The 13,594-nt window shown below is 37.5% G+C and carries 10 protein-coding genes; 2 read left to right on the top strand and 8 right to left on the bottom strand.

Annotated features, from left to right (window positions below; genetic code table 11):
* Positions 1-82: 82 nt before the first annotated feature.
* From BG05_RS14155 to BG05_RS14125, 7 genes are all read right to left on the bottom strand, one after another.
* Positions 83-928 carry an exonuclease gene (locus BG05_RS14155; protein WP_033734191.1) on the bottom strand — a complete coding sequence of 282 codons (846 nt, stop codon included), beginning with the start codon at positions 926-928 and terminating at the stop codon, positions 83-85.
* Positions 929-1,117: 189 nt separating this feature from the next.
* Positions 1,118-1,318 carry a cold shock-like protein CspB gene (cspB, locus tag BG05_RS14150; RefSeq protein WP_001179147.1) on the bottom strand — a complete coding sequence of 67 codons (201 nt, stop codon included), beginning with the start codon at positions 1,316-1,318 and terminating at the stop codon, positions 1,118-1,120.
* 218 nt (positions 1,319-1,536) lie between these two features.
* Entirely contained in the window at positions 1,537-2,436 is a 900-nt protein-coding gene (locus tag BG05_RS14145; RefSeq protein WP_002087724.1) for a WD40/YVTN/BNR-like repeat-containing protein, read from the bottom strand.
* A 16-nt stretch (positions 2,437-2,452) separates the two neighbouring features.
* Positions 2,453-2,896 (bottom strand): flavodoxin, encoded by a 444-nt coding sequence (locus tag BG05_RS14140; RefSeq protein ID WP_002185212.1) that lies wholly within the window; start codon positions 2,894-2,896, stop codon positions 2,453-2,455.
* Between the two features lie 142 nt (positions 2,897-3,038).
* Complete coding sequence (locus tag BG05_RS14135) at positions 3,039-3,659, bottom strand: acetate uptake transporter (protein WP_000070943.1); 621 nt, start codon at positions 3,657-3,659, stop codon at positions 3,039-3,041.
* A gap of 86 nt (positions 3,660-3,745) precedes the next feature.
* On the bottom strand, positions 3,746-4,141 hold the full coding sequence (locus BG05_RS14130) for an NUDIX hydrolase (protein ID WP_002128457.1): 396 nt from the start codon (positions 4,139-4,141) through the stop codon (positions 3,746-3,748).
* Positions 4,138-4,479: an ASCH domain-containing protein gene (locus BG05_RS14125; protein WP_002128458.1), complete on the bottom strand. Its 342-nt coding sequence runs from the start codon at positions 4,477-4,479 to the stop codon at positions 4,138-4,140. Before BG05_RS14125 ends, BG05_RS14130 begins: the two co-directional genes overlap by 4 nt.
* Positions 4,480-4,618: 139 nt before the next feature.
* Here BG05_RS14125 and BG05_RS14120 point away from each other — a divergent pair, with 139 nt between their 5' ends.
* A complete protein-coding gene (locus BG05_RS14120) occupies positions 4,619-5,176 on the top strand; it encodes a CatB-related O-acetyltransferase (protein ID WP_002185210.1) in 558 nt (185 codons plus the stop codon).
* 47 nt (positions 5,177-5,223) lie between these two features.
* On the opposite strand, the gene BG05_RS14115 is transcribed toward BG05_RS14120, so the two are convergent.
* A complete protein-coding gene (locus BG05_RS14115; RefSeq protein ID WP_033734189.1) occupies positions 5,224-12,696 on the bottom strand; it encodes a DUF7507 domain-containing protein in 7,473 nt (2,490 codons plus the stop codon).
* A gap of 117 nt (positions 12,697-12,813) precedes the next feature.
* Between BG05_RS14115 and BG05_RS14110 the strand changes: the two genes are divergently transcribed.
* The gene (locus BG05_RS14110) at positions 12,814-13,563 is read left to right on the top strand and encodes a (S)-benzoin forming benzil reductase (protein WP_002128461.1); all 750 of its coding nucleotides are present in this window, start codon (positions 12,814-12,816) and stop codon (positions 13,561-13,563) included.
* Positions 13,564-13,594: the final 31 nt, after the last annotated feature.

The following is a 13,594-nucleotide window of genomic DNA, read 5'->3' as shown; positions in this document are numbered from 1 at the left end:
ACAAGCCGTGAATTTTCCAACTAAACTTCAGCAACTTAATCCTGAAGTCTAGTTGTACATATGAATAAAATAAATTTTATTACTAACTTTCTTCTACTACTTTCTCCATCTCAGCCAAATACCTAAGCTGCCGCTCCGCTTTTCTCACCGCAGTAGGAAAGTGTTTTTTCAGAAGTTCTACTGCTGATTCACTTATATAATATCTTTCCGTTATACCTTCCCACGTGTCACTACTTTCAAATGCACTCCATACAAAAGGACGCTCTGTATTTTTTCTCAGTTCTTTAAACACCCATTTCCGCATCCTTTTTTTCGCTTTTTCTGTTAGTTTTCCGTTCTTTACAAGTTCAAGCTCACCATGTCTCTTGTATCGCTTGTTAATATCTCTCTCGCCATATACTTTCAGAAAGATATTTGCTGTATTCTCAGCATCTGCTAAAGCCCGGTGCTGCTTCCCTTCCCACGTTAAGCCGAGCTGATCCACTGCAAATTGTAAACTTGGTGTATGCTCAAATAATTCTTCATACGCCTGAAAAACAAATTTTTGCACATCAAATCTACTCTCTTTTTCCATACATGGGCATTCTACACCGTATAATGTACAATCTTGAGATAGAAAATGGTAATCTTCTTTTCCCCATGAAACAAATATTGAATCTTCTCCGATGAACTGAATAAATTTCTCTATAATTTGAGGGAAATTCCCTACACCTATTAAATCTTTCTTTGTAATTCCAGTTAATTTTGTTGTATGACGAGTTAATGGGGCACTTGGTTTTACTAACTCTGAAAATTCTCCAATAACCTTCATTGTACTCACATCTATTTTTACAGCTCCAATATCAACTATTTCTGACGGATCTTCTGATTTATACGGCCTAAAATTCCTTTCAATATCAAACACAATGAAGTGTGTAGCGTTTTTCAATTTATTTACCTCTTTCTAAATTCCTTTTCACACACATACTTTATTTTCAGTATTTATTTATTAATGTACTTTATGCATGAAAAACTTCGCATAAAAATCAAAAATTCAGTCTTATTATTACATGTACATAGGAGGATATTCAATAAAAACGCAAAAAAAAAGAAGGGCAAGCCCTTCTTTTTTTCATAATTACTTCTTGTTTACGTTTGTAGCTTGAGGTCCACGGTTACCTTGTTCTACTTCGAAAGTAACTTCTTGACCTTCTTCTAAAGATTTGAAGCCGTCGCCTTGGATAGCTGAGAAATGAACGAATACGTCTTCTCCGCCTTCAACCTCGATGAAACCGAAACCTTTTTCTGCGTTAAACCATTTTACTTTACCGTTTTGCATTTAAAAAATCCTCCTACAATGTACCTATATGTACATATTCATTTTCAACCACTTTACAATAATACATCATATATTAAAAAACTGCAACCCCAGAGGAGATTTAACATTGCTATCCTCCTCGGAAGTTACAGCTCATTTAAATCTCTATATTATTAAAAGTAAAATGGTTTAAAGTAACTATATCATACCAATATAATAAAAGTAAAGTTTTTTTTAAGTTATACAGCTTTTTTTTTCCACTGCATCGTTTTTAATTCACCTGATCCAGCTACAACATAGCCTTCTTTTTCATTAACAATGCGCCAACCATGCCCTTTAACCGAATCACATACTGTAACAATTCCTTCTTCAAGAAGCACACGGCAAACAGTGCTAATTCCCGCCTTATTTTGCGTTGACGTTGTATATAACACATGTTGATCCACACTTAAATCTAAATAACTACTCGCTTTTTGTTCACTTTGACATGTATGCCAACCTATTTTATCACTTTCGATACTCTCATTTATTCTGCAAAAAGAAATATTTCCGCTAATCCCCTTGCACGATCCACTTGCCGCTACTAAATAGGAATTATGTATAGTCAACGCAGAAATCATCTGATTCATCGCTATTTTAATCCTTTTTAATTTACGTGTCTCTAAATCAAAAAGCCAAACACCACCATATTTAGTATGTATTTTCGTACCGATAAATAAGTAATGTTTATATAAAAATAATGATCGAATAGATGGTGCCTCACTACCGTAATTAAGAAATGGCTGAATAGTCTCCCATGTGGAACCAAAATTATTAGAATGATACAGTGTTTTATCTCCATGAGCAATTACTGTTCCATTCTCATTACTACATACATTCCAGCTCGTTGCTTTCGTTGGAAAGCGCTGGATCGTCCACGTTTCTCCACCATTCATACTACGAATAAAAACTCCTTCGTCTCCTACTCCGTAAACTACGTTACCTTCACTATGTAAATCTCGAATTCGTTTTTGGAAACCAGTTAAAGCCTGTTTCCATTCTCCATCTTTTTCAATGAATAAACCATTATATGTAGTAGCTAACAAAAGCTTTCCATCTCTTAACTTTGTAATAGCAGTTGCACTTAACATTGTTTCCACGTTGACACTCCCGTTCCTAGAACTTCTCGGCAAAAGCAATTGCAAAATCACTGCATTTTTCAACGTCTTCTTTATCTTCTGGAGCTAATTCAATTTTCAATCCTTCTTGTACAAGTTCTGCCCCACATTTTACAAGACGTTCTTCAAATATCGTTACCGCTTCACAAAACAGCTCATACGCCGTATCACCTGATCCAAAAACAGCCACTTTTTTACCCGTTAAATCTATATTTTCTAACTCATCATGGAAATCTTCCGCTTCAAATGGTAATTCACCATCACCCCACGTATAAGATCCTAAAATGATTCCATCATAAGTTAATAATTCTTCAGCATCCATACCTTCCATCTCTTGTAATACTACTTCATGATCAAAGGCATCTAAACTTACTTTAATTAAATCAGCAATACTCTCTGTATTCCCTGACATACTTGCATACGCTATTAAAATTTTCGCCACTTTGGCATCCCCCTCTTACAATAAATGATTCTCATTCTCATTATATTAATAATGAGAATCAATTTCAATTATATTTTTTGCTATTTTATTTTATTCCATAAAAAAAAGAACAGATGACTATACAATCATCTGTTCTTTTTTATTACTTTTTAAAAATACCAAAGGGTTTTCCAACTGGTAATACAACTTTTCCGAAGTGTGTATTTAACACAGCTGCTGCTGAACCATAGAAAGATAATAATGAAATACATAGTTCAGAATACGCTGCTAAATTATGCATTGCGTGCGGCATAACACCTAAAGTACTTAATGAAAGACCGATAAATAAGAAATCAATAAGGACGAAAATCATAAATAATACTTTATGTGTTTCCATTGCACCAATTGTCATAAAGATCGTGAAAATCAAGTATCCGATAAAGGCTACACCGAGCTGTTTTGAATCTGCAGTTTGGGCTAATTTTTCGCCAAATACTCCAAGTTGAATTAACCAAGTCATTCCAACACCTAACCAAAATAGGCCGTACGCACCAAATGCTGTTGTACCGAACGTATTGTTGTGCTTTGCATCGTGAATGCATGCAAAGATTTGTGCAAATCCTCCTAAAAAGATTGCCCATGGTAATACAAGTGAAACGCCATCTGTTAAGCCTAACTTTTGAGACGATGCTACAAGTGTTACCATCGCTAATCCAAATAGACCGATTCCAGATGGATCTGCTGTTGTCATTTTCACATGATGTGTAGTAGTTTGATTGCTCATATAAACCTCCTGATTATAAACATACTCGAATACAATACTTAAATCAGAAGGCTATGTCAATGGTTTTTTTTGTATGTTGTCAGACCTTATATTCCATAATAATCAAATACACATTTGGCCACATCATAAGGTTTTACATTTAAATTTGGCAACTCATTTACCGGCATCCATAAAGGAATATAACTCCCTCTATCTTTCAGCTCGAACTCCTCGCCTTTACCACTTCCGAAAACTCCACCTATAATATGGGCATTATAATAATACTCCGTACCTTTATACTCCACCTTTGCAATCAGATGCTCCACTTGTATATGTACCCCTAATTCTTCATAAACCTCTCGCTTCGTTGCTTCTTCAGGCGTTTCTCCTTCTTCAATTCCCCCGCCTGGAAAAACAAAATACATCTCACCTTCTCGAACACGTTTTATAAGAGCGATTTTACCACCTTGTATAATTATAGCTGCACCGCGATTTCTTCTCACTTTATTACCTCAACACCAATCGCAACTGTTCCCCATTCTTTTTCTTGTTCTTTCGTATATATTCCGTATGTACTTTCTAACATTTCTTTTATACTAAGTTCTTCACAATCAAATAATTTTTTATCAATTTGTTCGTACATTGCTTTAAAGCTTTCGTATCGTTTTATCTCCGTTACTTTTACAGCCATCGTTTCTGCTGTCGTAAGGTTCGTAAATACAATTTCATCGTCTTGTTTTATAAGTTGACGTTTTTTATCGTATAAGCGTACTTCATATACTTTTTTTCCTAATTGAATCGACTGAAAAGGTTTATTATATAATCCCATTTCGTATCTCATACATTTCACTCCCTTTTATTCATCTTGCCTACTAACATTTTTGCACATTACCATTTCATACAACATAGTTCGCCTTACTTCACCTTACATATAATGTTCCATATCCATTACTTTCTTTAGAGAGGATGCTAAAATTGTTATGTTATATTTAAATCAAAAACCTGAATATAATAAATATGATATCGGTGATTATACTTACAGTAAAGTAGGCCCTATTATTTTTTCTTGGAATGATGAAACAAAATTAAAAATAGGTAAGTTTTGTTCATTAGGAGAAGAAGTCGTTTTCGTACTTGGCGGTGAACATCGTGCTGATTGGATAACAACTTATCCATTTAATGTCCTCTTCGAAGAAGGAGCACACATTACTGGTCATCCTTCTTCAAAAGGTGATATCGTAGTCGGCAATGATGTATGGATTGGTTATCAATCCTGCATTTTATCTGGTGTTACAATTGGTAACGGGGCCATTATCGGGGCCAAGAGTGTTGTTACAAAAGACGTACCTCCATATGCAATCGTCGCTGGTAATCCTGCCAAACTAGTTCGATATCGTTTCCCGCAAGAAATCATTGAAAAACTAGAAAACCTTGCATGGTGGGACTGGGACATTTCCGTTATAAAAGGAGCTATTCCATTTCTACTCTCCAACAAAATCAACGAATTTTTCACTTCTCCCGAAGAAGAAGCTACTTGATCTAAACAAAAAGAGCATCCTATTCTTTCAGGATGCTCTTTTTGTGTTTATTTTTTATTTATTCGCAACTGATTACACGGAGAACAGTGAAATGGAATTTTGTCTAAACAATTAAAGTTTGTTTCACAAATTTGTTCTATCGTTGGAACAAATGGAATGACAACTATGTTACTATCTATTATTTGTGTAACAGGTGGCAATACTGTGCCTACTTGATGTTCGAAGCGAATACTCGCTTGATTAATATAATTTCCTGAACCACTTGGTGCACTCTGAACTGTTACTTGGAACGAAACTGTCCGTGCTTCACCTGGATTTAAACTTCCTATAAGAAACCCTGATACTGGGCTTACATTTGGCACTGGCGTATTATCAACAGTTACACTTCCAGGAACAAATCGAAAACTACTATCTAACATATCTTGAAAACGAATATTTTGTATCGCTGTATCCCCCGTATTCGTAATAACTGTCGTAAACGTAATAACATCTCCAATTGTTGCTGATTGAAGATCTGCCGTTTTTACGACTGTTGTTGAAACATTTTGAGGAATAAACGGGATAACAACTGTATTACTATCGCCTTCAACTACTACTGGCGGCTCATTAGGATTTACAGTTGCAAGCCCATTCGCTGTAGCTGTATTTGTTACTAAGTTATTTATTTGCCCTCCTGTTATTACAACTTGGAAATTAATAATTGCTGCATCATTCGGCTGAAAATCACCTAAAAGGATACCGGTATTCGGATTGGCAAATGGAAAAGGTACATCATTTACCGTTACCGTGCCATTTATAAATAACGTATTTGGGTCAATGATGTCTGTTAAAATAATATTCGTCACAGGAACTGTACTATCATTTATAACAGCAATTCCGTAAGTGACAACATCTCCTACCATTGCTACTTCAAAGTTTGCTCCTTTTGCAACAAATAAGATTGCAGTATTTACCGTTACAATAACTGTATTACTCGTGTCCATCACTGTAACTGGCGGTTCCCCTGGTACTAAAATATATTCTGCCGATGCCCCAGCAACGTTCACTACTGTACCACCATCTGGAAAACTTGTAATTGTAGCTTCATATGTTACAATCGCCGTCTCACCGACTGGAATGTCTAAAATCGTAAATCCAACCTGCGGATTTACTCCTGGACGTGCTACTCCATTTACCGTTACACTATTTGGTACAAAAGCCGCTTCCGGAGATAACACATCAATAAATTGAACATTCATTGCATCAGCCGTACCAGTATTTAATATGCGAACACGGTACGTTACCGTTTCTCCTACTCCAACAATTGAATGATCTACTTCTTTCAGCATATCTAAACTGCCTCTATTTACTGGTGTGACTGTCGTATTACTTGAATTCGTAATTGTAAACGGTGGTTCTCCTGGAATCAATTCAAAATCTCCAGTTACTCTCACTGTATTCATAATGCTACTAGAAGGCGGAATTACGATTACATTTACTTCAAATGTGATTAGTATGCTATCTCCTACTGCAAGATCCGGTAATGAAAAGCCTACAAAAGGATCTAAACCTACTTGTGGAATCCCATTTATCTGTACACTCCCTGGAACGAATTCTAAACTAGGTGATGGAACGTCAATAAATTGCACATTTGTCGCTGTTACCGTTCCTGTATTTGTAACTTGCACACTATACGTTAACGTATCTCCTAATCGTGTCGCCTGTTTGTTGACAGTTTTTATAACATTGAATCGCCCTCTATTTACCCTTGTTATTGTCGTATTACTCGGCTCTGTTACTACAACTGGTGGTTCTCCTGGTACTAAAGTAAAACTTCCTGTTATATTTGCAACATTCGTTATCGTTCCTGAAGATGGAATATTTGTCACTATCGCTTGGAACGTCACTATAGTCGTATTGCCAACAAGTATATCGCCAATTCCAAACCCAGTAATCGGATTCAAACCAGGTTGCGGAGTTCCATTTACCGTTACACTATTTGGTACAAATGACGCTCCTGCTGAAATCGTATCAATAAACTGAACATCGTTAGCTGTTACTGTTCCTGTATTCGTTATTTGCACTGTATACGTTAATACATCTCCAACTAAGGTAGCAGCTCTATTGACTTGTTTAATAACATTAAAGCGTCCTCTATTTACAGTTGTGAGCGTTGTGTTACTTGGCTGATTTACTATAACTGGTGGTTCTCCTGGTACTAATATAAAGCTTCCAGTAACATTTGCCGTATTGGCAATTGTTCCGTTTGATGGAACACTAACAACGGTTACTTGGAATGTGACTTCTATACTTCCCCCTGAATTTATATCTGGAAGTGGGAATCCATTATTAGGATTGAACCCAGGTTGTATCACACCACCTATCGTTACACTATTCGGCACGAATGCTATAGAGGAAGGTAATACATCACTATATTGAATATTCGTCGCTGTCACTGTCCCTGTATTTTGAACTACTGTCGTATATGTGATTGTATCGCCTACTGCAACAATTGGCTCACTTACTGATTTTAAAACATTCAAACCAGGTTCATTTATTTCGGTTAATGTCGTGTTACTTGTCGTTGTTTCAGTAATAGGCGGCTCTGTTTCACTTACAGCAAATGTAGCCGTAACATCTACAAAGTTAACAACTGTTCCACCTTCTGGTATGCTCGTTACCATCTCTTGATATGTGACAAGTACAAAATCATCTACAGGTATATCTGGAACTGTAAAACCGATAAAAGGATCTAATCCTGGTGCTGGTACCCCGTTTATGCTCACACTTCCTGGTACAAATGCTACACCCGCGGAAGTAGTATCTATAAATTGAACATTCGTCGCTGCCACTGTTCCAAAATTAAAAATCAATACATCATACGTTAAAATTTCTCCTACAGTCGCTACTTCTTTATCTACTAGTTTTAACGGAAAAATAAACGCTATATTAATTGTCGTAACGACTAAATTTGTTAATATCGTTTCCGTAATCGGTGGTTCCTGCGGATTTGGTTGTGAAGTAAATGTAACGTCTGCATCATTTAATATGACTTCATTATCTGGAATTTCTGTAATCGTCACTCGGAACGTTACCTCAATACTTCCACCATTAATTAATAATGGAGTAACTGTAAATCCTATTTCTGGATTTAAACCAAGTTGCTGCACCCCACCTATCGTTACACTATCTTCTACAAATGTCGTTCCTTCTGGTATGACATCTTGGAAGAACACATCTGTAACAGGTATAATTCCTACGTTTGAAATTAGCACGGTATACGTTAATACATCCCCAACCGCTCCAGTTGCAACGTCAACTGTTTTGGTTGCTGTTACTTCACCAGGAGGAGGTAACGGTATCGTAACTACTGTCGTATTACTTGAATTTGTCGTTGTTACAGGGGGCTGTAAAGGATTTAATAAAAAAGTGGCCGTAGCAGCTGCCGTGTTTAGTACGGCTCCACGCGTGGATGGCGCAACTACTGTTACTTGGAACGTTACAGTCAATGATGTGCCAGCAGCTATATTAGGAAGCGTAAAACCTATATTTGGATCAAATCCAGGTTGAGGAGTTCCATTTATCGTTACACTATTTGCTACAAATGTTGTTTCTGGAGCAATTGGATCAATGAAAGAGACATTCGTTGCTGTTACCGTTCCATTATTTCTAATGACAACAGAATACGTATAAATTTCTCCAAGTGCCGCTTGTTGTACAGATGAAGATTTTTGTATATTTAACTGTGCTGTGTTTACTTGCGTCACGACGAAATTGCTATTCGTAACAGTCGTTATTGGAGGATTAGCTGGATTTATAAGAAAACTTGCAGTAACGTTTGATTGGTTTCTAATATTTCCACCACTCGGGACACTCGTCACTATAACTTGAAACGTAACTGTAACGGTTTGCCCAACTGGAATATTCGGAACTGGAAAACCTACCACAGGGTCTGCACCTTGCTGAACAACTCCATTTATCGTGACACTATTCGCTACAAACGCAGTTCCAACAGGAATCGGATCTTGAAAAATAATATTTGTTGCAGGAACAGTTCCTGTATTTTGAATAAGAATCGTATACGTTAACGTATCTCCTACACCTGCTTGCGGTGTGTTTACACTCTTTATTACATTAATTGATCCTACATTCACTCGCGTCACAACAATATTACTAATTGTTACAATTGTAATTGGTGGCTGCAAAGGACTTACTTGAAAATCAGCAGTCACATTTGCATTATTCGGAAGAACTCTATTTGGTGGTACACTCGTGATTGTCACCTGAAAAGCAGCTGTTACCATCCCTCCTACTGGAATATTAGCAAGCGGAAATCCAGTCGTTGGGTTTAAACCTGGCTGAGGTGTTCCGTTTATTGTTACACTATTTGCTACAAACGTTGTTCCAGATGGAATAGGATCGAGGAATGATACATTTGTTGCTGCTACTGTTCCACTATTTTGTATACGAACTGTATACGTTAACGTATCTCCTACACCTGCTTCAGTAGCGCTTACGCTCTTCATTACATTTAACCCTGAAGAATTCACGACTGTCATAACAGTATTACTTGGTACTGTTACAGTAATCGGTGGCTCTGTTGGATTTACAAGGAAATCTCCAGTTACATTCGCATTATTTACGACATTATTTCCTTGGGGAATTTCATCAATTAATACTTCAAACGTAACAATTACACTCGCGCCAGTAGGCAAATTATTTAATGGGAATCCAAGTTCTGGATCTGCCCCTTCTTGTAAAACACCATTAACAAATACACTGTTTTCAATAAATAATGTCCCTTGTGGAATTGAATCTTGGAAAAATACATTTGTAGCTGGTACACTACCTGCATTTATGACTTCGATTGTATATACTAAAACATCCCCTACCGTTGCAACATCCGTATTCACTGCTTTCACAACTTCAAAATTCCCTGATTGTACAGTTGTATTCACAATGTTACTAGGAACATTGATTGTTACTGGCGGTTCGCTCGGATTCACTTGAAAACTTGCTGTTACATTTGCTTGATTTAAAATATCTTCATTTTCTGGATCCTGTACAATTAATACGTCAAATGTGACTACAACGGTTTGAGCCGCAGGAATATTTGGAAGAGAAAATCCTGTATTCGGATTCAATCCACTTTGCGGTACTCCATTAATCGTTACAGTATTTGCAACAAATGAAACAGCGGAAGAAATAGTGTCTTGGAAAAACACATTTGTTAACGGAACGTTTCCTGTATTTTGGACGGCAATCGTGTATGTTAAAGTGTCCCCTACTGCCGCTTGCGTTGTATTCACTTCCTTTATTACATTTAAACCACCTGTATTAACTTGTGTTACAACTGTATTCGTTTGTCTATTAATCGTTACTGGCGGCTGATTCGGAATAACGACGAAATTAGCCGATACATTTCCACGATTCGCAATCGTCCCTCCTGATGGCGTAGATGTGACTCGTACTTGAAAAGTCACTGTCCTACTTCCACCTGGAGATATATTCGCTACTGTAAACCCAGTCGCAGGATTTGCTCCAGGCTGTGAAACCCCATCTACAGTTACACTATTTGGTATAAAAGTCGTTCCAGTTGGGATCGGATCTTGAAAAATAACATTTGTCGCAAGTACATTTCCTGTATTTTCAATTGTAACGGTGTACGTAAGAACATCATTAACTGTCGCAAAAGCTCTATCCACTGTTTTTCTCGTTCTTATATCAGCTATATTAATAGTAGTAAATACAGTATTACTTGTCGCTTGACCTGAAATTGGTTGTTGGCCAGGCACTGGAGTAAAGTTAAACGTTGCACTTGCACGGTTCGGAATTGGATTTACAAGAGGATTAGATGTCACTCGAACTTGAAAGCGTACTACAGTCGTTTGCGAAGCATTAATACTTCCAAGATTAATACTACTTGCTGGATTCGCTCCTGGTCGAGCTACTCCATTTACCGTAACACTATTTGTTACAAACGTTGTTCCAGCAGGTATACTATCAACAAAAATCACATTATTTGCAGCGACATTCCCATTATTCGTCACATTAACTGTGTACGTTAATACATCATTAAGTGTTGCCGTCTGTAAATCTACAGATTTTTGCAAACTTACATTTGCGCGATTTACCGTCGTCTGTACTGTATTTGAAGAAGCTGTACTTGTGATAGGAGGACTTCCAACAAAAGGACGGAATTGGTATGACACCATTGCACGATTTGGAATAGGGTTTGGGTTCGGGAACGATGTTATTCGAACTTGAAATGTAACAATTCTTTGCGTGTTATTTGGGATTGTACCTAAATTAATTCCATTCGCTGGATTCGCACTCGGTTGTGTTACTCCACCTACCGTTACACTACCTGCTACAAATGTCGTTCCGTTCGGAATACTATCTTGTAATACAACGTTTTCTGCACTTCCTGTTCCTGTGTTCGGGACCGTAATCGTATAGGTGAGAGTATCCCCTACCCCTGCAACTGTTCTATTAACCGATTTAACAGGATTAATGATTGGACCTGTCGCATCAATTTGAACACCAAAACCAGCTGCAGCGTATCCATCTCCATTTGTGACAAAGCGAACAGTTGCTGACGTTTGATTGTTTACTAAAGAAGATGAGGCATCTACATTCGTAATATCCCACCCTTGTCTTCGGACCGCTAAAGCGATTCCTAACGGCTGATTCAAATCTCCAAATGTGCCGCTCGTATCTAGATTGCCACTATCATTACAAATTTGTGATTGAAAGAAATTATTCGCGGGGTTTCTCGGACCGAATAATGCGACTGTAGCATTTGCATTCGGTCCAAAGCGAAGCTGATCTCCAACAATGTTAGAATCACCTTCTTGAGCAGTTACGAGCACTCTTCCTGTAACAGCTCCTGTTGCCGGAGTAGCAAACCCTGAAATAGTAGCATCAACTGGCGGGGATGAAGCATCGATAATCTCTTGACCTGCATATACTGACAAATTCCGAAGTGGTAAACTTGCATTTTGATAAACTACCTCAAGCGTCCAGCCAGCTGAACGACTGATTGTTGGATCAGCTGAAGTTCTTGCAGCTGGCACGGCACCTGTTGTATATGTGCCTGCCCCACCTGCACTTACAAGATTCGTTACATTAGCAGAGCGAACATAATAAAACTGGTTCCCAACTGAACCTTGCTGCGCAGTTGCAGGATCTGGTGCAACAGAAAATGTTCCTGCTGGTGTTGTAAATGAAATATTATCATTTAAAAATGCTGTAACATCCTCTGTATCGGTTCGGTATGTGCCGGCCCATACTAGTTCTGCGTATAAAACACTACTCCCTGCTGGAAGGTTCAAAATTGCACTTGAAGAATTTAATGGCCAGTCATTCGTTGTTCCTGCCGGGAATCCAGGCACTTGAAGCGATGTATTTATCGTTGTAAACACATCAATCGTGCCGAAGTTATTGTTTGGTGCAGGTGATGTAGGACTTAGTCCCAACGTGTTCCCAGTGAACGTGACAGCACCAGTTACTGTTGTTGTAAAACGATTCATAAAAGGCACACAATCATCTCATTTCATTTATAGTAAAAAGTGCTCTATACTATAAAATGTAGACAAACTATATAATGTACGTTGTCCAACAAAATTCCACATATATGGAGAGGAGTTTACTATACTATGCGCTACGTTATCGTAACAGGAACTTCACAAGGTTTAGGTGAGGCAATCGCCGTGCAATTGTTAGAAGAAAATACAACCGTTATCTCTATTTCTAGGAGAGAAAATAAACAGCTTGCAAAACTCGCAGAGCAAAACGACAGCAATTATATTTTCCATTCCATAGATCTTCAAGATGTACATAATTTAGAAACTCATTTTAACGAAGTCTTTTCATCTATTCAAAAAGACAATGTCTCATCGATTCATTTAATTAATAATGCAGGAACACTTGCACCAATGAAACCTATTGAAAAGTCAGAAAGTGAACAATTCATTACGAACGTTCATATTAATTTAATCGCACCAATGATTCTTACTTCCACTTTCATGAAACATACGAAAGACTGGAAAGTAGAAAAACGCATTATAAATATTTCATCTGGAGCAGGAAAAAATCCTTATTTCGGATGGGGAGCTTATTGTACAACGAAAGCCGGTGTAAATATGTTTACACAGTGCGTAGCTACTGAAGAAGTGGAGAAAGAATATCCTGTAAAAACTGTCGCTTTCGCACCCGGTGTTGTTGATACAAATATGCAAGCACAAATTCGTGAAACAAATAAGGAAGACTTTATTAACTTAGATCGATTCACCGCATTAAAAGAAGAAGGAAAGCTTCTGTCACCTGAATATGTTGCGAAAGCTATTCGTAACTTACTAGAAACTGAGAATTTCCCGCAGGGTGAAGTAATTCGAATTGATGAATAACAAAGAGGCACGCTATAATAGCGTGCCTTTT

The organism is Bacillus mycoides (assembly GCF_000832605.1).
Lineage (GTDB): Bacteria > Bacillota > Bacilli > Bacillales > Bacillaceae_G > Bacillus_A > Bacillus_A mycoides.
This window is presented reverse-complemented; position numbering and strand designations above follow the sequence as displayed.